Consider the following 22493-nt stretch of genomic DNA (forward strand, 5'->3'; position numbering starts at 1 on the left):
GCGTCCCAGGCATCGTAGGACGTGTCGGTCGGCTTGACCGGCACGACGAGCGTGACCGTCAGGCCCTGCGCTTTCGCGTCGTCCAGAAATGCCGCGAGGGCGGCCGGAATGTCGTTGTTGTTCCGCAAAAACGGAAGCCGTGACAGGATCTTCTACAAATATCGGCATAAGAAGGGTGGCAGGGAAGTGACCGATGTAAAGCATTGAAAACCCGGAAGATCAAAATGTGAAGCTCGCAAAGATACCGGCGGAGCAGATAACGGCTCCCCGATTTTAGGTTTCTGACCTGAGCTTCGGCTGCCCTCCGGCCGATCCGAGGGTGTGTCGTTCGATTTCAAGCCCCACGCGGCCCGTATTTTCAGTCCCGGTTTGAATGCGATTTCCCAGTACGTAAGGTTGACGAAAGTTTTTGCGAGACGCGCCGTCCGAACGGCGACATGCGGGTGACTGCTCTGTTCGTTTCCTACAGGGGATGAACTTCACTTCGGACCACAGAAAGAAACAGATCAGCACATCGGGCAACTCGCTCCCGTCGATGCTGCCGATCCGAGTGTGCCCTCGATCAATGGCGTTGACCGAGGGCACGCCTTCCGTCTCTACAGCCGTTTGCCCGCCTCGCGCGCGACGCGTTCCGCTTCTGCGAGGATGCGGCCCCGTCGGTCTAGGATGGAGGCGACGTGATCGGCTTCGGCCTGTTCCGGCGTTCCACCGATAAACGGTGGCTCGGGCGCGTATTCCAGCGTCAGCATGATACGTCTGGCCCAATCATCGCCCCGAAGACGGCTCGCGATGGTCAGGCCGAAGTCGATCCCGGCGGTGACGCCCCCTCCGGTCAAGACCCTGCCGTCCTCGACCACGCGGCCCTCGGTCTGGATCGCGCCGAAATGGGTCAGCATGTCCCGAACGTACCAGTGTGACGTCGCTCGTTTGCCTTGCAGGAGGCCAGCCGCACCCAAAACGAGGGCCCCGGTGCAGACCGATGTCACATAGGTTGCGGTCGAAGCGACGTCTTGCAGGAAGGCGAGCGTCTCGGAATCCTGCATCAGTTCGATGGTACCAGCGAGGCCACCCGGCACGAACAGGACATCCACATCCCTCGGACAGGTCTCGTAGGTCTCGGTTGGCATGACGGAAATGCCGAGCTCACTCGCGACGGGCGTGGCGTCCTTCCAGACGAGGTGATTGGTCCCCATGCAGAGGTTGAAGACGGTCATGGGGCCGATGAGGTCCTGCATGATCATCTTCGGATGGACCAGCATGGCGAACTTCGGCCCCTTGGACCTGTCGGTGTCCTGTGCTTGGCCAGCGTTCATCAAGGAGAGCGAACCGGCGGCGGCAAGTGCAAGAGTGTTGAATGTGCGACGATCAATCATAGTAGACGTCCTTCGATAAAAGATAGGCAGGACCCGGGCTTCCGCGAGTGCGCATGCCCGGGTTTCGTTTCAGGCGGGGCGGAACCATCCGGCGCGGCGGAAGATCAACCGGTCGAGGACGAGCGCGACGATCAGCGACGCGCCCATCAGCGGAAACAGGATCATCAGCGCGACGGCGATCACGATCATGACCGTGCCGAGCGACGCCTGCGGTGCCGCAGGCACCCCAAGCGTCCCCTTCGGACGTCGCATCCACCAGGCGACGAAGCCCGAAACCGACAGAACCACGCCAAGCTCCGCCGCCAGCGTGTTCTGCGCCATGTTCAGCCAGCCATAAGCCTCTCCCTGGTGAAAGCTGATGCCCCAGGACACGGCCTTGGACACCACGGGGTTGTCGCCGAAGTCGACCCGCGCCAGCACCTCGCCGGAATAGCGGTCGATCACCAACTCGCTCTGGTCTGGCCGATGGATGCTGGCCGAGCGGATCCAGAAAGCGTCGTCGGGCTTGCGCGGCGGTCGAAACTCCAATGGGTAGGCGAGACCCTGTGCCTCGGCGGTGGCGATGACCTCGGCCCAGGCGATCGTCTCGCCTTCCGACGCGCCGGATTTGGGTGCGGCACCACCGAAGCGCAGCGACTTCGATGTCTGTTCCGTCGCCTCCTGCACCGCCGATAGCCCGCCACCCCAGATATCGGTCCAGGGCAGGCCCGAGATCAGGATCGGCACGATCAGCACCGTTGCCAGTATTCCCGTGAAGAGATGCGTCTCGCGCCACCAGGACCGCTCGCTCATCCCGCCACGCGGCAGGGCCACGGCATCGCGCACCCGGCGCGATCCCCGTGGCCACCACAGGATCGCACCCGTGACGAACATGACCACGGCCCAATGGGCGGCGAGTTCGACGAACTTGGTGCCGATATCGCCGAGCAGCAACTCGCCATGCCGCTTGCGCAGCACCTGCATCGCCATCGCGTCTCGGGGCGTGCTTGCCAGCACCTCACCGCGATATTGGTCGACCCAGGAGATCGAACGGGTACCGTCCGTATCGTCGTACTCGATCACGGTGGAGGCCATAGGCCCGCCCGCGACCGTCACGCCGCGGATGCGGCCGGCACTAAGCAGGGCCGCCTGCTCTTCCAGCGCAATCGCCTGCCCCTCCGCGCAGACTGTGAGGCGATCGGCATAGAGCCACGCCTCGATCTGCGGCTTGTAGAGGTAGAGGCCGCCCGTCAGTGAAAGCATCGCCATGAAGGGAAGCACATAGAGGCTGGCAAGGAAGTGCCACTTCCATACGAGCCGATAGAGGGTGCCGCCGCGCGCCGTCTCGCGCGCATCCGGCCCCCGAAGAGGGGTATCTGTCATTTGTCCTGTCCGTCTTTTCCTGTCCGTCGGTCTCCGGGCGCGAGCCCGGGGGGAGGGTCAGGCGGCAGGTGGCCCCCTGTGCGGTGGCGGGCCGGTCCAGGGGGACGGTGCGATCAGGACCGCCAGCCAACGGAGGGGGCGCGGGCGAGCAGGCACGAAGTCCGTCCATGCCGATTTCGGCACGGCCAGGCCCTTGGGCTCCACTGCGGCGAGACACGGACCGTGATCCTCGATCTCGGTCTCCACCGGCGTGCCGTCGGCACCTATGGTGATCGTCACCATGTCGGCACCCCGACAGATCACCATGCTCTCGAAGCCCGCCAAGTCCGCCAGCACCGCTCCGGTGCGGGGCAACAGGAGCCCGAAACCCAAAAGAAGGAGCAAGAGAAACCGCATCCCCAGGACGTTACCGCGACACTCGCTCTTCTTTCCAGAGCGACAAATCGCCTGCCCGCCTCATTCAGGACAATGATCTCTCCGTAAATGCAGATTGCACGCTCTCGAGGAGACCGTCTTACGGTTTTCTCGATTTAACCCGCAGAGTTCCGATCCGGAAAGTCAGCGCATCCAGGCAAGAGAGGGCGGTGAGTTCCTGATGACACTCACTGCGATCGACCACCATGCGGCTGTGATACACGGCGTTGCCGCCGTTTCACGTCGGTCTTTCCACTCTCGCGGTTGCAATGTCATTCGACCGGACGCTTCTCCGTCTGGCCCTAGAAGTCGATTTCTCGGTCCTCCGCCGCGGGCACACCGGACAACGTCTCGTCCACGATGCGCAAGGCCCCGATGTCGAGGAGCATCATGGAGAAGGCCGCTCCACCCTGCTGCGCCGCACCCTCGGGCTCGAACGTCAGGACGCGGCCGCAGCGGGTGGCCTGCTCGGCGTAGTCCACGGGCATATCCGCGATGGCCCAGTTCCAGGCGGCGGACGGTTGCGACAGATCCAGAGCGCTGTCGCCGCCTTCGCGCAGGTGCCATTCCCGAAGGTCGATGCGACGCGGAAAATGGACGCGACAAATAGCTTGGGCAGCGCCCGGTGTACCGTCGAACCAGTACATCTTCGAGCCTTCGGAAGCGGCATTCTCGATTGCGGGTAGACCGTATTTGTCGATAAGCGACTGCCGGATCGTATCGAATGGCAGATCACCTCGTGGCAGCTGCAACCGGCGCAGGATGGCAAGTACGGGACCGTCGGGGCCGGGTGCGGCCAATGTGATCGCCTCCGTGCCGTCAGCGGCGATGTACATCCTCTGGTAAAGCGTTGCGCGAACGCTGGCCGGATCGGGTTCCGGGCGGGGCCGTTCGAAGATCGTTACGATGCCGTCGCGCGCGGCCAGTACCGCCTGCGCTTGCGCAAATGTCATGCCGGTCTGCAAGCCGAGCATGTCCCATTCGCTCCGCGCCACATCCAGATCGGGCGTATCGGGCCAAGTCTCCTCCGGTTCCTGCGGCGTTGCGGGAGGCACCGCACGCGCTTCGGTACGTGGGGCAGTCACCGCAGAGGGCGTCTCGGAAGCCGGTGCAGAGACCTCGGCCGACGGCACCGCAGGGGATTCCGGCGCGGCGGGGGCTTCGAACTCCAGCAGGGCAATGGCGGTGTCACGGTCGAAGGCAGGCGAGACCCTCATGGGCTGCGACGGAGATCCCTGCGGCAGGAAGAGGAAAAGCTCGCGCAGCTGCGCGGAGGCCGCTAGCCTGTCGGGCCTGCGTGGAGGCCCCATGTCGATCCGTGCGTAAAATTCAAGCGGTCCCGACCGCCGTCGCGCCGCCGTTCGGGTCGCGTCGAAGTCGCGTGCCTCCTCGACGGACATCGGCACGGACAGCGCCCTGGTGTCGATGTCCGGCTGAACCCGACGGGCCACCGCCTCCTCCATCCGGTCGCCGGTCGGCAATGCGAGGGTCAGGCCGTTCACCGGCCAGACCTGCCGTTCGAGATCGTAGGCCCCGAGCGTGATCCGTCCGGCGACCCAGGGCGCGGCCCCTTCAGCGCCCGCTTCGGCCCGCTCGATTGCGGCCCTGGCCGCGGCGAGCGCGTCGAGACGGGCGAAGGTATCGCCGGAATGGAGGTTGGCACGGTCCATGACCGCATTCAGGTGCACGTCCAGATCCACCTCTCGCAACTCCGCCCCCTTGGCGGCAAGCCACCAGACCGACGGCAGGAACACGCGCTCCTGAGGCGCGGTTTCGGCAACGGCCAACGCAGGGCGCGCGAGTATTTGTCGCGCGCCGCCGATGCCCGGCTCCGTGATTTCGAAGGCCTCGGGCCGGACCACGGCAACCAGAGCGGATCCCGCTGCGCCTTCCATCCGCATCGGCCCCGAGATCCTGGCCAGCAGGGCCACGTCTTCCTGATTGCGCCGCTGCGCGAACGCGGGGTCTATGGGCTCGCTTTCCGAGCGCGGCATAGGGAGACGTGAAAATCAAGACGAGCTCGGTGTCGGGCACGCCCCGCGCGTTCGAGATCAGCTGCGTCCAAGCGACATGTTCCAGCGGCTCACCCGTCTGCGCAGCGACCTGCTGCGCAGGTACCTCGGGCAGGAAGAAATTGGCGATGGAGAGGCGCACCGGCTCCGCGCCGTCGGTCGGCAAGGCCGGCAGGCGGACGAGCAGACCGTCGCGCAACGCCGCGGGATCGGCGAGCACGGTGCCCAGGCGCGCCGTATCGAGCGCGGAGGCACCGTCAATCAGACGGGCGGCGGGACCGGCGAGGCGCAGATCGACCGCCTCTGCGGGGCGATTTCCAGATGGGGCATCGAAACGCAGGATCTCTTCGCCCGGCGTTCCGCTCCAGCGAAGACCCACGGGGCCGGTCCGGCGAAGCGCCTGCGTCGTGGCGACAACACCATCCGGTCCCGCCTGTGCGCCCGGCTGGCGCTCGATCCGAAGCTCCCCGTCGAACGCGAGCATCAGCGGCTGGATGCGCGTCGAGCCCTGCGCATCCGTGCCGAGATAGCGGCGGGCCAGATCCTCCACCCGTGCGGCTTCCATTTCGGTACGTTCGGGCACGGCTCCCCCAAGATCGACACCGGGATCGTTCAGGTGGCATCCGTTCTCGATCATGGAGGCCCAGTCTACTGTACCCGTATCGAAATCGTAGGCCTGGTCGATCGGCCCGAGCGGGCAGAAGACGCGCACCGGGAGCGGGACGTCCAGACGGCTTTCCTCTACCGTACGGGCGATGACCTCGGCGGCGCCCTGTTGGAAACGGCGCTGGTCGAACGTGGTCTCGAGCCGCTGCGTTGCGCAGGACAGGCGGGGTCCCCGGGTTCTGTTGAGGCAGGATTCGCTGTGGATGTCCGTGACGTTGGAGATCGACAGCCCCAGTCGCACGATCTCGTCCTGTGCCGCGCGCGGCAGAAGGTCGAAATCGGTTCGCAGGTAACCGGGGTTCGGGGTGTCTGCGAGCGTCGCGGCGAGATCGTCGGAGCCGATAGCGCGTGCGGTCAGGGCCAGGTGCCGTGCCAGTTCCTGCTCGTGTTCCCGGACGACGGAGCCGCTTTCGGTGAGTGCGAGCGCATTCGCGTCGACCAAACTATAGAGAACGCGGCCGTCCACGGTGATGAGCCCACCCTCGCCGGCAACCGCCATCGCGCCGCCCGGCTCCCCCGGCGCGGAGACCGCGAGGTCAGCCACAGGTGCCGCGGACGGCGCGGGCAGCTCTCCGCCCAGCACCGCCACGCGTTCCCGCGTCGCCTGCTCGAGACAGATCACGTCGCTTCCGCAGGCATCCCGTCCGGCGATCCAGCGCCGTTGCTCGACCAGGAGCGCGTCAGAACCGTCGACTTGCCGGCGCGCGCGCCAGGCCTCCGCCAGGGCACGATCCAGCACGGCAAGCGCGGGGTTCGCGCAAATCGCCCGCTCGGCCGGAGTTCCCGCGCGCGTGCAGTCGAAACTCGGACCGGGCGTGGTGGTCACGGCCTGCAGGATCTCCCATTCGGAGCGGGTCAGCGCGCCTGTCCCCGCACGGCCCAGACTGAGCTGGAAGGCTGCGACGGCATCGCGTGTCCGGCGTCCGGGCTGACCGTCGACTGGTCCCGCATCGAACCCGCGCGCGTTCAGCGCGGACTGGATGCGCGGGGCATCGCGTGCGATCTCGGCTTCGGTCAGCGGGGGGTCGGCGGAGCCCGCAGCCTGCGGTTCCGGCCCTGCGGCAACGTCTACGGTCACGTGGCTGACGGTCCCGCCGCCGCCCCAGATCCCGACGTCCAGCACCACGCCGCCGCGACCGTCGAGCGCTCGTTGCGCCGACGGACTTATCGACCCGCGCGCCAGCAGCGTCGCCATGGCCGCACGTCGTTCCCGAACCGAAAAGACCCCGTCCACCGTATCACCGGCCTGCCGTTGACCGAAGCGATGCACATTGGCCCGATCCTGGGCCAGGATCGCGGCCGGATCCGCAAGCACCACGCCCGAGGAGTTGCGGCGGTCGACCGCAGCTATCTCGGCCCGATATGTTTCCATGAGCGCCTGCGCTCCGGCCACGGCAGGCAGAAATGTCACGAACAACGCGGTGCTTGCCGTCATCAGTCGATTGGTCATCCTCTGTCTCCTCCTAAAATGCGCCCGTGAAGAATGAGCTCCGGGCGATACTCGAAATGCATTCCGTCGAAATGGTGCCACTTGCCGCCCCAGACGAAGCCGAACCGTTCCAGGGTCTCCACAAGAGACCAGGGCACCCGGTTGCGATACGGACCAACCGCACCCTCGGTAGAGCCCGTCCAGCGCCAGTAGCCCCCGAGCGCGGCGTTCACGTCGATCGCGATACCCCAGGAATGGGGACTGAGCCGGTCGGTCCCGGCAATGGGACGCCAGGCATAGCCTCCGCCTGCCTCCGCGAAGACGGGGGCGAGCGCCGCGCGATGGGGTTTCATCAGGTCGAGGGCAGCGCGGAGCTGGCAGGCCACGCCATGCCGCCGGGTCACGCGAAACCGCGCGGAACCGAAGGTGACAGTCTCAAGCTGCGCTTCGACGTCGACGGAATCGTGACCGTAGAGAGCCGCGAAGAATGCTCCGTTGCGCGCCCGTCCCGGGTCGAAGAACGGCTCCGAGCGGCTTTCCAGATCGCGGGAGAGCGGATAGGCCGGAACGAACTGATCGCCGAGCGTCGGAGCAGCGAGCCGTTCGCGCGGCGGCCGCCCCGTCGGCCCATTTGCGGCCAGAACCTGCCCGTCCGGTGCGCGCAGAGTGTCGGCGCGGGTTCCAGGACGCAATGCGGGATAGGCGAGCAGGAGGGCGGATCGCCAAACGGGCGAGGATTGCTCGTCCGGGAGTGGTTCGGCAAGAAAATCACGCGGCACGCAATCCTGCGCGGCCGCGACGCCGGTCATCAGACCGAAGATCAGGACTGCCGCGAACACCCTCGAACAATAACCAGCGAGTACTCGACGCAGGGCATCGCTTCGGGTCGACCGAGGCGCTGAAAGAGCCTGGAACACAACCATCATACACCGGTCACGATAGCATCCGCGCGGCGAAAAATGTAGCGTCTCGTTCGACACGCCCGCCGGCGCACCCTGGATCGCGGGCGGATAAACTGGCTTTGTCTGCGGCCCGGGATCCTTTCTTACCGCCGATCTCGGCCCGTCCGAAGGATTTTAGCGCCGTCCCGACCATGGTTCCCGCGCGTGTCGGGCCACGATATTCAACCCGGTGCCCGGGTCATCCGACGTTCGGACATCTACCGCATCGTTTGTCCGATCAGAACGTGACCGCGTAGCCGATGGCGATACGGCGGCCCTCGTCGGCGACCCGAAGCGCGTTGCCGGTGATCGGGTCGCGGCGAACGCTGCTCGCCGTATTGTTGTCCTGCCGGGTGTCGAAGAGATTGGTGACGCCGAAGGTCAGTTCGCCCGAACCGACCGGATAGCTGCCGCCGAGGTTGACGCGGACGATCTCCTCGAGGCGCGGCTCGTCGCCCTTGTCGCGGCCGGCCTCGTAGACGAGCTCGCCCGAGAGGGCGAGACCGGTCTCGAAGAGGTAGTCGGTATAGAGCGTCGCGGTCACGGGGGCCGGGATCCGGCTGTTCGGCAGCCAGCTGTCGATGCGGCCGTCGTCGTCGTCGTCGAACCGTCCCTCGACGAAGGCGAGCTGCGCGCCCGCGTTCCAGCCGTCGCGGATCAGGTAGTCGAGGCTGAGTTCTGCCCCCCAGATCCGCTCCTCCTGCTGGGTCAGCGTGTTCGTCGTGTTGTCGAAGACGGTGCCGTCCTCCGAAGTCGACAGGAAGATCGAGCCGTCTGCCGTGAGCCGCGCGCCGCTGTAGCGCAGCCCCGCCTCCCAGGTGTCGACGATCTGCGCTTCCGGGCGGATCGAGGCGAAGGAGATCGTCTGCCCGGGAAGGAGCGGATTGGCGGCGCGGGCCCGGCGGGTGAAACTCCCGACGTCGGGGATGGAGAAGCCCTGGCTGAAGCCCGCGTAGAGGTCGAGCGTATCGCTCGCGCGGAAGACCACGCCGATATTGCCGACCACCGCGTCGTAGTCGAAGTCGCCGCCCGTCACTTCGAGCGCCGGCAGGAGCTGGGGCCCGCCCGCCGTCAGTTGCACGGCGTCGGGACGCACGAAATCCTCGACCGAGAGACTGAAGCGTTCGGCGCGCAGACCGCCGCTGACCTCCCACCGGTCGCCGAGCGACAGGTCGAGTTGCGCGAAGAGCGCCGTGCTCGTCTGGGTCATCGGCGCGATCACGTCGGTCCCGTCGATCAGGCGCTGGTCCACCTCGTCGCGTCCGAGATCCACGCCCCAGGTCAGCGTCGCGCCGGAGCCCAACCCGTCGAGCGGGGTCTGCACCGTCGCCGAAAGGCCGTAGGTCCGGGTGAAAAGTTCGGTCTGCGCGTCCGGATCCTGCGCGAGGTTCGTAGGGCTGATAGGATAGTAGAGGAAGTTCGCCGGCCCCGCCTCCACGAAGGCCGCCCGGCGGTCGATATCGGTGATCGAGCCGCTGATCTCGATATCGCCGAGGGCCGAACCCGTGTGCCGGTAGGTGAGCGTGGCCGATGCACCCTCGTCGACCACGTCCTCGCCGCTGTAGGGTCGGGTCGAGGGGCGGACCGGGTCGGTCGAATAATCCGTGAAGAACGCGATGTCCTGCGTCAGCCGGTAGCGATCGAGGCGAAACTCCAGTTCATGGGGTCCCCGCGTCCAGTCGCCGGCCACCGCGACGGAATAGGTCTCGGTGTTGTCGCGGCTCCCCTGCCCGATGATCGGATCCGACGGCAGCAGGCGGCCCGCGCCATCGAAGAGGTCGCCGGTGTCCCGCCTCGACAGTTCGAACCGCAGCCCGAGGTCGCCGACCCGGCGGTCGTGCGCCACGAAGATCTCGTTCGAGAGACTGCTGCTGTCGTCGTCCTGGAACGAAAGGCGAGACTCGACGGTGGTGCGCGGCGTGTCGCCGTCGGGACGGCGGGTGACGATGTTGATGATGCCCCCGGTCGCGCCGTTGCCGAAGCGCGCGGTCGAGCCTTTGACGATCTCGATGCGTTCGATCGAGGCGGGGTCGATCGTCGCCAGTTCCCGGTCGAAACCGCGCAACTCCGACGTGCGGGCGACACCGTCGATCAGGATCTGCGCGGTGCGGCCGCGCAGGGTCTGACTCGCGCCGCCGATGGTGCCGTTGCCGGGGGCGAGGCCCGGCACCCGGTCGCCGAGCGCCTGCGCCAGCGAACGGCCCTGCCGGACGGTCCGCAGGATCGTCTCGCGGTCGATGACCTGCACCGAGCCCGGGATCGAGCCCTCGGTCGCGCCGGTCCGCAGCGCCTCGATCACGATCCCCTCGAGGAAGACCGGCTCGTCCGACTGCTGTGCCAGAGCCGGGCCGCAGAGAAGAACGGGGAGTAAAGTAAGGGAACGGGGAAGCGTCATGTCGCGGCCTCTGTCGTGTCGAGTGGGGGAAGATGCCGCACCTGACGCGGCAGGAGGGTCAACGCGAGCCAGCCGACGGTGCCCGACAGCACGGCAGCCGTCAGGAAGACAGGGCCGTACCCGAGCGTCTCGGCCAGCATCCCCGCGAGGAGACCGCCGGCCATGTACATCACCAAGGTCGCGCTGGTGAGGAGGGTGAAATCGGTCGCAGCCTGCCGCAGGGAGGCGAAGCGCATGAAGGCGGTGTAGAGCCCCGTGATCTCGATGTAGCGCAGGAAGGTGTCGAAGACCGAAAGCGCGGCCAGCCCCCAGAGCCCCGCCCCCGAGACGGCCACGGCATAGAAGGCGGCGAAGGCCAGCGTCCGACCGCAGATCAGCAGGATCAGGAACGGCAGGAGCCCCCAGGCCCGGATCATCGCCGCCCCCGCGAAGGCCCCGAAGAGACCGACCGCCGCCGCCGACCCGCCCGAGATCGCGCCCACCTGCGTCAGGGTCAGGCCCTGATCCACCAGGAAGGGCTGCTCGAGCGCCTTCACCAGCCCCTCGGGCAGACGGAAGAGCAACGCGAAGGCCAGCATCGCCATCGCTCCGGGCACCGCGAAGAACCGCCGCAGCGCGGGTCTCCCGCGGTCCCGCGGCAGCGGGCGGCGGCCGAGGTCGACGGGCTGCAGGAAGAACGGCAGGACCACGAGACAGGTGAGCGCGGCCATCACCCGCAGCGCCGCGTCCCAGCCGATCAGATCGTGCAGCACGAGCGTGCCCGAACCGCCGACGAGGACGCCGGTGGCCACCGCCGCGCCCTGCAGCGCGTTGCCGCCTGCCTGCCGGTCGGGGGCGAGGTGTTCCACCGCCCAGCCGTCCGAGGCGACATCCTGCGTGGCCGACGAGAGCGACATGGCCATGAGGATCGGAAAGAAGATCGCAGCGTCCCGGACCGGGTCGAGGGTGGACAGGGCCAGGATCCCCACGAGCGTCACCGAAAGGCAGAGCGCGACGACGGCCTTCAGCCCGACGCGGGAATGGTGGCACAGGCGGTCGACGTAAGGAGCCCAGAGCGCCTTGAGAACCCAGGGGGCCAGCAAAAGCCCCATGCCGCCGATCACGTCGAGCCCGATCCCCTTCTGCCGCAGGATCGGCGGCAGGGCGGCCGCGACCATATAGAGCGGCACCGCCTGGGCCAGATAAAGACCGAGGATCGAGACGGACAGACGGGGAACGGGCAGGGCCAGCATGAAATCGAAACTCCGATGACGATTGCTGGCGAGGGGCTGGCCCCTCCATCCATCACGTCACCATCAGTAATACAAGTGATTCAGTCAGGTATTTTGGACCTAGGCCGGCACCGCGGCCTCGGGCAGCGCGGCCAGCGGGTTGACGAGATCCGTGCCCCGGGCCGGCAGGGGCCGTGCTGCGCTGTCCTCGTAGCCGATGGCGAGACGCACGCGGTTGATGCAGACCTTGGGCATCGTGGGCGCGAAGAGGTCGAAGAGCGCGAACCGCTCGGCCCGATCGGGATGCGCCGCCGCGTGTCGCCGAAGCACCTGTCGCAGCAGGTCGTAGAACTGGCGTTCCGGCACCGCGCCCGACCGCGCCAGGCCCGCCGAAAGAAACCGCAGCACGGTCACGAAATGCGCCGTCTGGATGTCGTGAACGATGTAGGCCGGCGGCTTGCGCGGGAGCAGCGCGCGGATCGCCGGGTCGAGCCCTGACATCTCGGGAAAGTCCCGGTCGACGAGATCGAGATCGCCCTGGAAATCCTTGATCGCCATGCCGACCGGCACATGGTCTCGCAAAACGACGGTGACGTTCTGCCCGTGCGCTATGAACCCCGTCCCGTAGGTGCAGAGCGCGTGCCAGAGCGGCAGGACGGTCACCTCGAAGAGCCGCTCGAGCCATTCCGCCATGGCAAGACCCGCCGCCCGCGCGTGCACCTCGGCCAGCGTCCGGCCGCAGGCCCCCCGATGGAAGAGCGCCGCCGCCATGACGGCCTGCGCCGCCGATCCGGCGCGGTGTTCGGCGTTCTCGCGCCAGATCGCGCCCAGCATCTCGTGGTGGCGATAGGGGGCCCCGGGGCAATCGGCGAGGATGGGGTGCCTGTACCAGCAGCCATCGACCTCGCGCAGCACGGTGACGCAGGGCGACAGGACCGGATCGGCCGCGACGACATCGGCCAGCCAGTCGGAGATCGCCGCCCCATGCTCGATGTACTTGCCCGGCATCCCGCGCCAGGCAGAGGTGTTGAGAATGCCGAGCGACAGTTTCACGTCGTAGGGTCCGCCGCCCACCGGCGTCAGCGTCCGGAGGCTCGGCGTGGCGACGAAGGCCGGTCCGAACGTCCCGAGCGGCACGATGCGGCCCTCCGCGATCTCCTGCACGAAGGCCTGTTCCAGATGCGCCTGCCACTGCCACGGGTGGACCGGGACGGGCAGATGGGTCTCTGCCACGCCCGCCGCGACCAGCGCCTCTTGCAACTGCGCCGCCGCCTCCGCACCGATCGCTTCGGCGAGGACCGGTCCCTGCCCGGCCGCCCGGCCGAGGCGCAGGCTGTCGCGATCCGCGGCGATCCAGTGAAGCGGGATCGGGGCGGCATATTCGGGCGCATAGCGCTCCAGATCCGCCACGCCCCAGCCGAGCCGGCCCTTGTTCGCCACGGCCTTCGGGTGACCTTCGAGCCGCGCGTGAAGCTCCGGCACCGGCAGCGCGATCAGGGCCTCGGCCGTCCATCCATGGTTGCGCCGGGCCAGTACCGCATCCTGCCGCAGGGTGTTCGACAGCTCGCGCAGGAACATGGCCTCCGTAGCCGCGTTCATCGCGAGCTCGGCGCGCGCATCGACGACGAAACGCAGCGGGTCGACCGTCTCCGCCCCGTCGACCGACAGGCTTTCGGGATCGACGTCGAGGTTGTCCCAGATCCGCCGGACCGCGCGAAACCGATATGTCCGCCCCGACGCGAGCGGAAGCGCGAAGGCCCCGTCCCCCGTCGGGTGCAGAACCTCCTCCCACGACAGCTCGCCGATCATTTTCGCCAGCAGGGCGCGGGCCACCGCCTCCATCACATCGGAACCCGGTCGAAGAAGGCCGAACGCCGGCACCGCATGAGGGCCGATCGCTTGTGCGGGAAGTCGAATTCCTTGACCTTCTCGTAGGCCATCGCATCGGCGTAGCGCAGCAGCTTGGCGTTATCGACGCGCGGCTCGCCGACCACCACCTCGGTCATCGGGCAATCGAGGAAGATGTAATGGGTCAGCGCCCGGATCCAGGCCGAGGTCTTGCGCCGCCCGAGTTGCGCCGTCTCCCCGATCAGGCCGTGCCACCCCCGGTCCCACGCCCCCGCGTCGTAATGGGCTCCGAGCCGGTCCTCCCGCGCCCAGTAGATCTCGAAGTAGCCGACGGGTTCGCCGTCATAGGTGCCGATGACCGAGAAGTTGTGCGGATCCGCCTGCCGCGTCTCGAGGAAGGCGCGCAGCTCCTCCTTCGATTTGTCCTCCTCCCAGAAGTAGGCGACGCGCGGGTCGTTCTGCCAGCGGTGGAACATGTCGAGGTCGCGATCGACCTCGACCGACCAGAAGGCCACGGTCACGCCGGCATCCGCGAAATGACGCTCGTAGACGAGGCCCTCCGGGTTCGCGGGGCGCAGCGGGTGGTCGCGCCCCTCGGGGCCCGCGACGTCGGCCGCGCCGGGGCGCGGCGTCTGCGGATGGCGCAGCCACGCGTCGGGAGCCTGCAGGAAGCCCGCCTTGCGGATCGTCGCGCCCCCCGCCTGCCGGGTGACGTAGCGCGGCAAACCGTTCCGCGCGGCAACCGCCAACTGCTCGGCACTCAGCTCCAGTTGGCCGCGCGCCGGCTCCGCGGCGAAGCGGGCATCGACCCAGCGAGCGAAGGCGACGGGATCCGAAGGCGGACGGTCGGGAAAGGTCTGGATGTTCATGCGCCTACGGTCTCCTTGAGGGGATTGGGAATTTCGAGGAAGGCCGCCAACTGCCCGCGGGCATCGCCATCGGCCTCGTTCACACCGCTGAGGCTGGTGGCGAAATTGCCCTTGCAGGTCAGCGTCGGCCGCGTCAGCAGCTTGTCGTAGAGTGTCGGATCGCCTGGCGTTTCGGCCCGCGCCCGACGCAGCGCCTCCCGCCAGACCTCGAGGAGCGCCGCCTCCCAGGCCAACCCGTCGAGTACGAGCGTCGCCATGGTGTTCAGCACGCCGTTGACCACGACGTAATAGGTCACGAGCCCGTCGCCGAGGTCCGCGTCCACCACGTTCTCGGAGCCTTCCCCGATCGCGGGGCAGGCCGCCGTGAGATGGCCGTGGAACGCGCGCAGATGACCCGTGCCCTGGCAGTCGCGGATCCAGGCCGCCGCCGGCCAGCCGTCCTTCAGGTCGAGCATCATGTTCTGCTGATGCGCCCCGAAGAGCAGCCCGTGCCGCGCGCGCAGTTCAAGAAGCGGCAGGACAGCCACGGCGAGAAAGCGCGCGAACCACGCGGCACCGGTCCCGGGCCCGAGGCGCGCGACGATCCGTCCGAGCGGCGACCGGCCGTCCGGCCCCGGCTCGCACAGCGCCGCCAGCATGACGGGACCGGGGCGTGCCGCATCGCGGAAGGGATTGTCCCGCAGCACCGAAATCGTCTGCTCGATCGGTGCGCCGGCCGCATCGTTGAGCGCGACATAGCCCGGCTCGGCCAGCAGGCGAAGCGTCGGGAACTCTGACCGGATGCGCCGTCCGAGGGCGGAGCCCAGCAGATCGGTGATGTGGATGCCCCGCACGACCTCACGCAGCGACAGGTCGCGCACCGAATTGGTCAACCGCAGGCTGAGCGAGGTCTTGAGCATGTAGGGCGCATGGAACCCATGCAGGCTGCGCATCGAGGATGTCGCGCGCCAGGCCGCGGTGCCGGGGCCGAGATCGGTGAGCCGCCCGGCGGCGAGATGCGCCCGAAGGTCCGCGCGGTCGAGCAGGCGGCGCGCCTGCCACGGATGCCATGGCACGGGCACGCCGCGCGCGGGCAGCGTCCCGAGATCGGCCTCCGCGAGCGCGCGCATCCGCTCCGCCGCCCCCGCGCTCAGCGTGAGGAGCGCCGGGTCGACAGCGACCCAGTGCAGCGCGAACCGACCCCGGCGTTCGGGCGCGTAGCGGCGCACCTCGGCACCGGTCATGCCGTCACGGCTGCGCGGGTTCGGATGGAAGGCGTGACCGGCCAGCAGCGCCTGTTCTCCCTCGGCGAAGGACCAGCGCTCCGGATCGCCCGTCGCCCAGTCCGCCGTCTCGATCGCGGCGAGGCTGTCGAGCACGCGGGCCCGGAATGTCGCACCGCCCTCGCCCGCCAGATCCGAGAGGAGCGTTTCGATCGACACCGGCCGCCAGTTGCCCGCCTGCCGAAGCGCGCAATCGGCACCGAAACACCGCCGCCAGGTCGAGCGCGCGCGCACCGGCACGCGAACCTCCCGCCCGCGCGCGTCGCGGAATCGAAGTGCTCCCGGCTCTTCCCTCGCGTCGCGCAGACGCCCCTCGCGCAGGGCGGAGTTCAGGAAGGCGTCGAGCGCCAGAACGGCGGTGGTCATGGGCGGCATCCTCTGTCGGCGCTGGTTCGCCGATCGCATTTACGAACGGCCCTGCGGCTATTACCAAGTATTTTAGTCAGGATTCGTCAATGCCCAATACCACCGCCTCCGCCCTTGCTCCGGTTCTTGCCGGTCACGCCTTCCAGCAGACGGCGCTGATCGCGATGATTCCCCTTCTGGCGCAACAACTTGGAACAACCCAAAGCGCGATCGGCGCGGCCGTCGCCCTGGGCATGATCGCCGCCGCGCCCTTCCTGCCGTTCCTCGGCGCGATGCCTGCCCGCGGCCTCCTTCCGCTCGCGCTCGGCACACTCCTCGCGACGAACCTCGCGCTTCTCGCGCTCTTTCTGCGCGGCGACGCGGTGCCGCTGGCCTGGGTCGTGGTCGCGGTACTCGCGGGCCTGCGGTTCCTGCAGGGGCTGGCGGCCGGTGCGGTGCTGGTCTTGGCGCAGACGGCCGGGGCCGGCGCGTCGGAGCCGCGCCGCGCGCTTGGCCGGGTGCAAGCCTTGGGCGGGATCGGTCGGGCGCTCTCTGCGGTGCTCGTCGGTCCGCTCGCGCTCCTGTCGCCGGCGGTGCCGCTCCTGCCCGCGACCTTCGGCGTGATTCTCGGCCTCGCACGGTCGCGTCGCCTGCCGGTGCCGCGCTTGCCGCGTGCGGTCGCGCCGCCGCCGCTCGTCACTTTCCGCGTCACGATCCTGGCCCAGGGGGCGGTAGGCGCGGCGCAGGTCGGCCTCGCCCCGCTTCTCGCCGCACGGCTGGCGCAGACGGCCGACGGCGCGGTCGTGCTCGCCGGTCTCTGCCTCGCGGCAGCGAACCTCGGCCTGCTCCTTGCCGCCCGCCTGATCGCCCCGCGCGCCGGACGCGGCCACGCGCGCCTCGCCGCGCTCCTGCTCTGCCTCTGCGCGGGCGGCATCGGCCTTGCCGAAAGCGCGGCGGCTTTCGCGGCGCTGAGCCTCCTGCTCGGCGGCGCGGCGGCGCTGATGACCGTTCTGAACCTCGCCGACATCCTGACCCGCCCGGGCATCGCCGACCGGCAGGTCGCCGCCTGGAACGGCACGGTCCAGATCGCCGCTCTGGCCCTCGGGGTCGGGGGCGGCGCGCTTCTTCTGCCGCTAGATCCGGCCGCGCCATTCGCGCTCGTCGCCGGTTGCGGCCTCCTCCTCGCCCTCCTCCCTCCCCGATCCAGAAGGAACGACCATGACCCAGACCCGACCCACGCTTGACCTCGCCGGCATCGGCGTCGGCCCCTTCAACCTGAGCCTCGCGGCATTGGCCGACGGCGTGCCGGGCCTCGCCACCGCGTTCTTCGAACGCGATGCCGCCTTCTCCTGGCACCCGGGTCTCGGCTTCGACGGCAGCGTGATGCAGACCTCCTACCTCAAGGATCTCGTGACCCCGGTTCAACCGACGAGCCGGTGGAGCTTCGTCAACTTCCTCGTCACCCACGGCCGTTTCTACGACTTCATGGCCGGGCGCTTCGGTACGGTCACCCGACGGGAGTTCACCGACTACATGGCCTGGGTCGCGGACAAGCTGCCGCAGACCCGCTTCGGCGCTCCGATCGAGCGCGTCGAGCATGACGGCAACGGCTTCCGCCTCACCACCGCGGCGGGCGAGACTTGGCAGAGCCGCGCGCTCTCGATCGGTACGGGACAGGTGCCGCGGGTGCCGGAGTTCGCGCCTCTCGGGCCCGACTGCCTGCACGGCGTGGACTACCTGACCCTTTGCCCCGGAACCGCCGACAGGCGGGTCGCCGTGGTGGGCGGCGGGCAGACCGGGGCGGAGATCGTGCTCGACCTGCTGTCGCGTCCGGATCGCCCCCGCGAGATCACCTGGATCAGCCGCCGCGACGCTTTCTGGGAGCTACAGGAGGGCGGGCTGATCGACCAGATCTACACGCCCGCCTACCGCCGCGCCTACCGCTCGATGCCGGCGCGGCAGCAGGGCAAGGCGCTCGAAAGCCAGAAATACAGCAGCGACGGTCTCACCCCGCAAACGGCCGACGCGCTGTACGCGGCACTCTACCGGCAGCATCATCTCGGCGGCGGGACGGTCGCCCGTCTGCGGCCCGGTCGCACCGTGACCGGGATCGAGCGCGCCTTCCGGTCCTTCCGCCTGACCGCACGCACCGATTGCGGCGGCGCGGAACAGAGCACCGCCGACATCGTCGTCCTCGCCACGGGGTTCCGGCCCGAGGTGCCCGCCTGCCTCACGCCGATCCGCCATCGCCTCGGGATCGAGACCTCGGGCGCGCTGGCGCTCGGCGAGGACTACCGCGTGCTCTGGGACGGGCCGGAGACCACGCCGATCTACGGTTTGAACCACGGCCGCCGCTCCCACGGGATCGTCGACCCGCAGCTCAGCCTGACGGCCTGGCGCAGCGCGACGATCCTAGAGGATCTCTGCGGCCGCCCCATCTTCGACGCGCTGCGGCATCCGTCGCAGGGTCTGGTCGACTGGGACATGGCCCCGACCGCGCCACCGACGCTCGAGCTGCGCTCGGCCTGAGCGAGCGGGTCAGCCGGCCGCGCGGGTCCAGTAGGCTCCGACCTGCGCGGCCCCGCGGCCCGGCGGCTCGGCCTTGAAGGCGGCGCGTAGCTGGTGCGCCTCGGCCTTCTCGCCCGCGAACCAGACGGCCCGTTCGGGCCAGACCGCACGATCGGCGAGCGCCTGCGCAGCCAGATCGAACACTCCCGTGTGCCAGATCACCTCCATGCCGGAGGGCGCGACGAGAGGATAGCCGCAGGCGGCCCCCGCCCCGGCCCGCAGTACGACGCGACCCCGCGTCTCCGCCGACGCGCTCTCGACGATCCGGGCGATCGCCGGGAACGCCGTCTCGTCGCCATAGAGGTTCAGCCCCGCATCCGCCGTCGGAAGGCCGCCGCCGCCCGGTCCCAGCAGCCCGATCCGGTCTCCGGGCCGGGCCGTCTCGGCCCAGCCCTGCGCCCGTCCGCCCGCGTGGCGGAAGACGTCGACGGTCAGCAGGCCGGCATCCCGGTCGATGGTCCGCACGGTATAGACGGGGCGATGGGGCGCGGGCATCTCCGCCGGCCAGACGAGGCTCCCGTTCGGCGCGGTGCCGGGGGATGTCGCGAGAGCCCGGCCGTCGGGCGTGAGAAGAAACCGGAAATGCAGGGCGGAATCGTCGAAGGCCCGGATGTCCGGCACCGCGAGCCGCAACCGCAGGAACGTGGTGCCCAGCGGTGCGACCTTGCGCACCTCGGCGAAGCGGAAGTTCGGCGGCGGTTCCGTCGCGGCGGGCGCATCCGACCAGACCAGCGCCGCGTGCGCCACGGGGAGGTCGTCGAGCACGTGGTCGAGCACCGTTTCCTTGAGGGTCTGCAAGCGATCCGCCCGCGACGCCGCAAGGGCGAGTTCCGCCCCGTCGTCCAACGCCCGCGCCTCGAGCGTGCCGAAGGGCGTCGCGATCGAAACTTCCTCCGCCGCGTCGATATGCAGGTCCAGCCCATGCTCCAGCGCCTCGCGCCGGATCACGCCGCGCAGCGTCGCGAAGGGCACGCCGGGAAGGGCCAGTGTCGCGCGTCCTGTCATGTCAGCGTCCCTGAATCGGTATTACGAAATTGCGCTGCGCACCCGCCGGCGGTGGCGGAAACGGAGCCGCCGCCCGGATCAGGCGGAGAGCCGCGTCGTCGAGCCGCGCGTTCCCCGACGAGGCCGCGAGCCCGATCGAGGCGAGCCCGCCGCTTCCGGCGACGGTGAAGGCCACGCGCACCGTGCCACGGCCCACGCCGCGGGGCGTCCGCTCTCGCGCGATGCGCCGCTGGACCTGACCGGGATAGGACGACGCGGCCGCGGTGCCGGCCGCCTGTGTCCGTCCCGTCCCCGAAGAGGCCGCCGCGCCACCCCGATCGGAACTGCCGCGGTTGGCCGAAGGAGCCGTCGTATTTCCCCGCGGGGCGGGCTGTGCAGCGGCGGCATCGGCTTCGGCGCGCTGCCGCGCCGCGCGTTCGGCGGCCTGCGCCGCGGCGGCCCGCTGCTCGACCGAGGCAGGCCGCGTGCGGGGCCGGGCCGAGAGACGCGGCGTGGTCGTCTCCTCGATCGCCGCCACCTCGGCTCGCGGTGCCTCGACCGGTGTCGTCACCGAGGATGCCTGCGCGGGAGGCGTGACCGGAACGACGGGCACGGCCCCGGCCTCAGCGCTTCGGGGAGACGGTGCCGAAGCGGGCTCCGTCGCCGGTGTCGGCGGTACAACCTCTGGTGGGGCAACGGGTTTGGCCGCGGTCGTGGAGGCCGGGACGGGCGCGGCGACCTCGGCGGTGGGGACGGGCGCGGTGACGCCCTGCACCAGATCCTCGAAGGCGGTGCCCGCCATCGTCATTCGCGCGCCGCCCCCGCCCTCGACGGCGACCGGGTCGGGCCCTGGCCCGACGCCAGCGCCGCCCGCGTGCAGGGCCAGCGACACGCCGAGCGCCAAACCGGCGATTCCGGCCGACCGGGGCACGCCGGCGCTCACTCGAGCCCCCGCTCCGTGACGACGAAGACCTGCTCTGCCCCCGCCGCGCGCAGGGCGAGCGTCACCTCCACGAGCCGCGACGCCGGGACCGCGCGGTCCGGCACGATCCGCACGGCGCGCCCCTCTGCGCCGAGGGTCTCCAGATGCGCCGCCGGATCGGTCGCCGCCCCCCGGAACCACAAAGCCCCCGCTGCATCGAGGACCAGCGCGTCGGGCGGAGCCCGCCCGTCGAGCCCGGCGACCCGCGCGAGCGTCAGGTCGGGGCGCAGCGGCGGGGCGACCGTTCCGGCGACCAGGAAGAAGATCAGCATCAGGAAGACCACATTGATGAGCGCGATCGTCGGCTCGGCGCGGTGGCGGGCGGTGGGGCGACGGGCGATCATCGCAGCACCGTCAGCCGCAGATCCGGCACTCCGCGCATGGCCCCCATCAAGTCGATGAGCCGCTGCGCCTCGACCCCCTCGGCCAGCGAAACCAGCGTCGTCGTGCCCGGCAGCGTCTCGGTCAGGTCGGCGAAAGTGACCGCGCGTCCGGCCAGATACATCTCCTCCGACCCGAGGTGCAGGAACCGCAACTCGCCCGCCGGAGCCGCCCCGGCCCCGCCCGTTGCGGCCGCGATCTCCACCTCGCCGTAGCGCGAGAACGTCGAGGTCAGCATGAAGAACAGCAGAAGCAGGAAGATCACGTCGACGAGTGGCGTCAGCGACAGCGCCCGCCTGCGCAGGCTACGCCGGGACATGGTCCGCTCCCCCGGCGTCCGCGCGGGCCGGTGCCCGCGGGGCGGCGGCGCGTGCCAGCAGCAGGTCGGCGAAGTCCCTCTCCCGCGTCACGCGGCTTTCGAGCCAGGACAGCGCCAGCGTCGTCGGCATCGCGACGGCGAGCCCCGCCGCCGTCGTCAGGAGCGCGACCCAGATGCCGCCGGCCAGCACCGACGGGTCGACCGCCGATCCGGCCGCCTGCAGGGCACGGAAGGCGTCGATCATGCCGAGGACGGTGCCGAAGAGCCCGAGGAGCGGGGCGATCTGCCCGATGTTGTCGAGGACGCGGAAGCCGCGTTCCAACCGGGCGAAGGACATGGCCGCCTCGGCCTCCAGCCGCTCCCGGATCGCTGTGTCCCGGCCGCCGTCGAGCGCGAGATGCGCAAGCGGGGCGAGGTGGCTGCGGCTTTCGGCAAGCCGCGCGCGCGCGCCGCCCCGATCCCCCGCGTCCCAGGCGTCAAGCGCCGCCTGCAGCCGGGCATGGGTGCCGACACGGGCGGCGCTGAACTGCCAGAGCTTGTAGAGCACCACGGCAAGAGCCAGGACGGAAAGGCCGGCCAAGAGCGCGACGACCGGGCCGCCGAGATCCAGAAGGTCCGAGATGCGTTCGATCGCCCCGCTCATCCCAGAAGCTCCACGTCCGTGCGGGAACTGACAGACAGGGGGCACGCCTCCGCGCCCTCGCAGGTCTGCACGCCGTTGACCAAAAGGCTGCCGACCGCCTCGCAGGAGGTGCCCGCGATGTCGAACTGCCGCACCCGCGGCCGCCCGGCCGGCAGGTCGGCGAAGTCGAAGAGCGCGATCTGCGAAACGCCGCCCTCGGCGTCGAAGGCCACCGTCTCTAGCACGAGCGCGGTGATGTCCGACCCGAGCCCGTTGCGCGCCACGAAGACGAGGCGGCACGCCCCGTCCACCGGGTCGAGGGCGTTGAGCTCGACCGCGACGGCCGGTGCCGTCTCCTCCGCCGCGCCGGGGCCGGAGAACGCGAGGGGCAGCAAAGCCAGAAGCCCGGCGGCAAGGTGGACCGGCCGGCGAGCCGGGTGCGGGAAACGGGTCATCTGAAGCCTCTCGATCTGGGAAAGGCCCTGGCTGCGCCCGGTGGCATCTGGCTGA

General features: G+C 69.4%; 19 protein-coding genes. 2 read left to right on the forward strand and 17 right to left on the reverse strand.

Annotated elements, in window-relative coordinates; genetic code table 11:
- Positions 1-596: 596 nt before the first annotated feature.
- The 11 genes from HSX43_RS15235 to HSX43_RS15285 all read right to left on the reverse strand — a co-directional run bounded on the left by HSX43_RS15235 (position 597) and on the right by HSX43_RS15285 (position 16148).
- A complete protein-coding gene (locus HSX43_RS15235; protein WP_208454629.1) occupies positions 597-1313 on the reverse strand; it encodes a DJ-1/PfpI family protein in 717 nt (238 codons plus the stop codon).
- A gap of 129 nt (positions 1314-1442) precedes the next feature.
- On the reverse strand, positions 1443-2735 hold the full coding sequence (locus HSX43_RS15240) for a PepSY-associated TM helix domain-containing protein (RefSeq protein WP_179380997.1): 1293 nt from the start codon (positions 2733-2735) through the stop codon (positions 1443-1445).
- Positions 2736-2792: 57 nt separating this feature from the next.
- Positions 2793-3131 carry a hypothetical protein gene (locus HSX43_RS15245; protein ID WP_179380998.1) on the reverse strand — a complete coding sequence of 113 codons (339 nt, stop codon included), beginning with the start codon at positions 3129-3131 and terminating at the stop codon, positions 2793-2795.
- A 320-nt stretch (positions 3132-3451) separates the two neighbouring features.
- Positions 3452-4819, reverse strand: a complete 1368-nt coding sequence (locus HSX43_RS15250) for a hypothetical protein (protein WP_179380999.1) — start codon at positions 4817-4819, stop codon at positions 3452-3454.
- Positions 4722-7277, reverse strand: a complete 2556-nt coding sequence (locus HSX43_RS15255; protein WP_179381000.1) for a peptidoglycan-binding protein — start codon at positions 7275-7277, stop codon at positions 4722-4724. The genes HSX43_RS15250 and HSX43_RS15255 overlap by 98 nt, the downstream gene beginning before the upstream one ends.
- Positions 7274-8095, reverse strand: coding sequence for a M15 family metallopeptidase (locus HSX43_RS19940; RefSeq protein ID WP_179381001.1), 822 nt, complete (start codon positions 8093-8095; stop codon positions 7274-7276). The genes HSX43_RS15255 and HSX43_RS19940 overlap by 4 nt, the downstream gene beginning before the upstream one ends.
- A 340-nt stretch (positions 8096-8435) precedes the next feature.
- The gene (locus HSX43_RS15265) at positions 8436-10592 is read right to left on the reverse strand and encodes a TonB-dependent receptor (RefSeq protein WP_179381002.1); all 2157 of its coding nucleotides are present in this window, start codon (positions 10590-10592) and stop codon (positions 8436-8438) included.
- Entirely contained in the window at positions 10589-11824 is a 1236-nt protein-coding gene (locus HSX43_RS15270) for an MFS transporter (protein ID WP_179381003.1), read from the reverse strand. The genes HSX43_RS15265 and HSX43_RS15270 overlap by 4 nt, the downstream gene beginning before the upstream one ends.
- A gap of 99 nt (positions 11825-11923) precedes the next feature.
- Positions 11924-13645, reverse strand: coding sequence for an IucA/IucC family protein (locus HSX43_RS15275; protein WP_179381004.1), 1722 nt, complete (start codon positions 13643-13645; stop codon positions 11924-11926).
- The gene (locus HSX43_RS15280) at positions 13645-14520 is read right to left on the reverse strand and encodes a GNAT family N-acetyltransferase (protein WP_179381005.1); all 876 of its coding nucleotides are present in this window, start codon (positions 14518-14520) and stop codon (positions 13645-13647) included. The genes HSX43_RS15275 and HSX43_RS15280 overlap by 1 nt, the downstream gene beginning before the upstream one ends.
- Positions 14517-16148: an IucA/IucC family protein gene (locus HSX43_RS15285; RefSeq protein ID WP_179381006.1), complete on the reverse strand. Its 1632-nt coding sequence runs from the start codon at positions 16146-16148 to the stop codon at positions 14517-14519. Before HSX43_RS15285 ends, HSX43_RS15280 begins: the two co-directional genes overlap by 4 nt.
- 89 nt (positions 16149-16237) lie before the next feature.
- Here HSX43_RS15285 and HSX43_RS15290 point away from each other — a divergent pair, with 89 nt between their 5' ends.
- Positions 16238-17371, forward strand: a complete 1134-nt coding sequence (locus tag HSX43_RS15290) for an MFS transporter (RefSeq protein WP_179381007.1) — start codon at positions 16238-16240, stop codon at positions 17369-17371.
- Positions 17346-18656: a lysine N(6)-hydroxylase/L-ornithine N(5)-oxygenase family protein gene (locus HSX43_RS15295; protein ID WP_179381008.1), complete on the forward strand. Its 1311-nt coding sequence runs from the start codon at positions 17346-17348 to the stop codon at positions 18654-18656. Before HSX43_RS15290 ends, HSX43_RS15295 begins: the two co-directional genes overlap by 26 nt.
- A gap of 9 nt (positions 18657-18665) precedes the next feature.
- Here the strand turns inward: HSX43_RS15295 and HSX43_RS15300 are convergent, their stop codons facing one another.
- The 6 genes from HSX43_RS15300 to HSX43_RS15325 are packed head-to-tail and all read right to left on the reverse strand — an operon-like array spanning position 18666 to position 22438.
- Entirely contained in the window at positions 18666-19700 is a 1035-nt protein-coding gene (locus HSX43_RS15300; RefSeq protein ID WP_179381009.1) for a siderophore-interacting protein, read from the reverse strand.
- A gap of 1 nt (position 19701) precedes the next feature.
- Complete coding sequence (locus HSX43_RS15305; RefSeq protein ID WP_179381010.1) at positions 19702-20622, reverse strand: TonB family protein; 921 nt, start codon at positions 20620-20622, stop codon at positions 19702-19704.
- Positions 20619-21005: an ExbD/TolR family protein gene (locus HSX43_RS15310; RefSeq protein ID WP_179381011.1), complete on the reverse strand. Its 387-nt coding sequence runs from the start codon at positions 21003-21005 to the stop codon at positions 20619-20621. Before HSX43_RS15310 ends, HSX43_RS15305 begins: the two co-directional genes overlap by 4 nt.
- A complete protein-coding gene (locus HSX43_RS15315; RefSeq protein ID WP_179381012.1) occupies positions 21002-21361 on the reverse strand; it encodes a biopolymer transporter ExbD in 360 nt (119 codons plus the stop codon). The genes HSX43_RS15310 and HSX43_RS15315 overlap by 4 nt, the downstream gene beginning before the upstream one ends.
- Complete coding sequence (locus HSX43_RS15320) at positions 21348-22004, reverse strand: MotA/TolQ/ExbB proton channel family protein (protein ID WP_179381013.1); 657 nt, start codon at positions 22002-22004, stop codon at positions 21348-21350. The genes HSX43_RS15315 and HSX43_RS15320 overlap by 14 nt, the downstream gene beginning before the upstream one ends.
- Complete coding sequence (locus tag HSX43_RS15325) at positions 22001-22438, reverse strand: hypothetical protein (protein ID WP_235962688.1); 438 nt, start codon at positions 22436-22438, stop codon at positions 22001-22003. The genes HSX43_RS15320 and HSX43_RS15325 overlap by 4 nt, the downstream gene beginning before the upstream one ends.
- Positions 22439-22493 lie beyond the last annotated feature (55 nt).

This window comes from Jannaschia marina (assembly GCF_013404595.1).
Taxonomy (GTDB): Bacteria; Pseudomonadota; Alphaproteobacteria; order Rhodobacterales; family Rhodobacteraceae; genus Jannaschia; species Jannaschia marina.

Bases quoted from the DNA above. Each gene is read 5' to 3' on its own strand.
- HSX43_RS15255 (WP_179381000.1), bottom strand. From the start codon at position 7,277: ATGACCAATCGACTGATGACGGCAAGCACCGCGTTGTTCGTGACATTT.
- HSX43_RS15325 (WP_235962688.1), bottom strand. From the start codon at position 22,438: ATGACCCGTTTCCCGCACCCGGCTCGCCGGCCGGTCCACCTTGCCGCC.
- HSX43_RS15240 (WP_179380997.1), bottom strand. From the start codon at position 2,735: ATGACAGATACCCCTCTTCGGGGGCCGGATGCGCGCGAGACGGCGCGC.
- HSX43_RS15315 (WP_179381012.1), bottom strand. From the start codon at position 21,361: ATGTCCCGGCGTAGCCTGCGCAGGCGGGCGCTGTCGCTGACGCCACTC.
- HSX43_RS15285 (WP_179381006.1), bottom strand. From the start codon at position 16,148: ATGACCACCGCCGTTCTGGCGCTCGACGCCTTCCTGAACTCCGCCCTG.
- HSX43_RS15270 (WP_179381003.1), bottom strand. From the start codon at position 11,824: ATGCTGGCCCTGCCCGTTCCCCGTCTGTCCGTCTCGATCCTCGGTCTT.
- HSX43_RS15295 (WP_179381008.1), top strand. From the start codon at position 17,346: ATGACCCAGACCCGACCCACGCTTGACCTCGCCGGCATCGGCGTCGGC.
- HSX43_RS15275 (WP_179381004.1), bottom strand. From the start codon at position 13,645: ATGGAGGCGGTGGCCCGCGCCCTGCTGGCGAAAATGATCGGCGAGCTG.
- HSX43_RS15250 (WP_179380999.1), bottom strand. From the start codon at position 4,819: ATGGACCGTGCCAACCTCCATTCCGGCGATACCTTCGCCCGTCTCGAC.
- HSX43_RS15265 (WP_179381002.1), bottom strand. From the start codon at position 10,592: ATGACGCTTCCCCGTTCCCTTACTTTACTCCCCGTTCTTCTCTGCGGC.
- HSX43_RS15320 (WP_179381013.1), bottom strand. From the start codon at position 22,004: ATGAGCGGGGCGATCGAACGCATCTCGGACCTTCTGGATCTCGGCGGC.
- HSX43_RS15245 (WP_179380998.1), bottom strand. From the start codon at position 3,131: ATGCGGTTTCTCTTGCTCCTTCTTTTGGGTTTCGGGCTCCTGTTGCCC.
- HSX43_RS15280 (WP_179381005.1), bottom strand. From the start codon at position 14,520: ATGAACATCCAGACCTTTCCCGACCGTCCGCCTTCGGATCCCGTCGCC.
- HSX43_RS15300 (WP_179381009.1), bottom strand. From the start codon at position 19,700: ATGACAGGACGCGCGACACTGGCCCTTCCCGGCGTGCCCTTCGCGACG.
- HSX43_RS15310 (WP_179381011.1), bottom strand. From the start codon at position 21,005: ATGATCGCCCGTCGCCCCACCGCCCGCCACCGCGCCGAGCCGACGATC.
- HSX43_RS15235 (WP_208454629.1), bottom strand. From the start codon at position 1,313: ATGAACGCTGGCCAAGCACAGGACACCGACAGGTCCAAGGGGCCGAAG.
- HSX43_RS15290 (WP_179381007.1), top strand. From the start codon at position 16,238: ATGCCCAATACCACCGCCTCCGCCCTTGCTCCGGTTCTTGCCGGTCAC.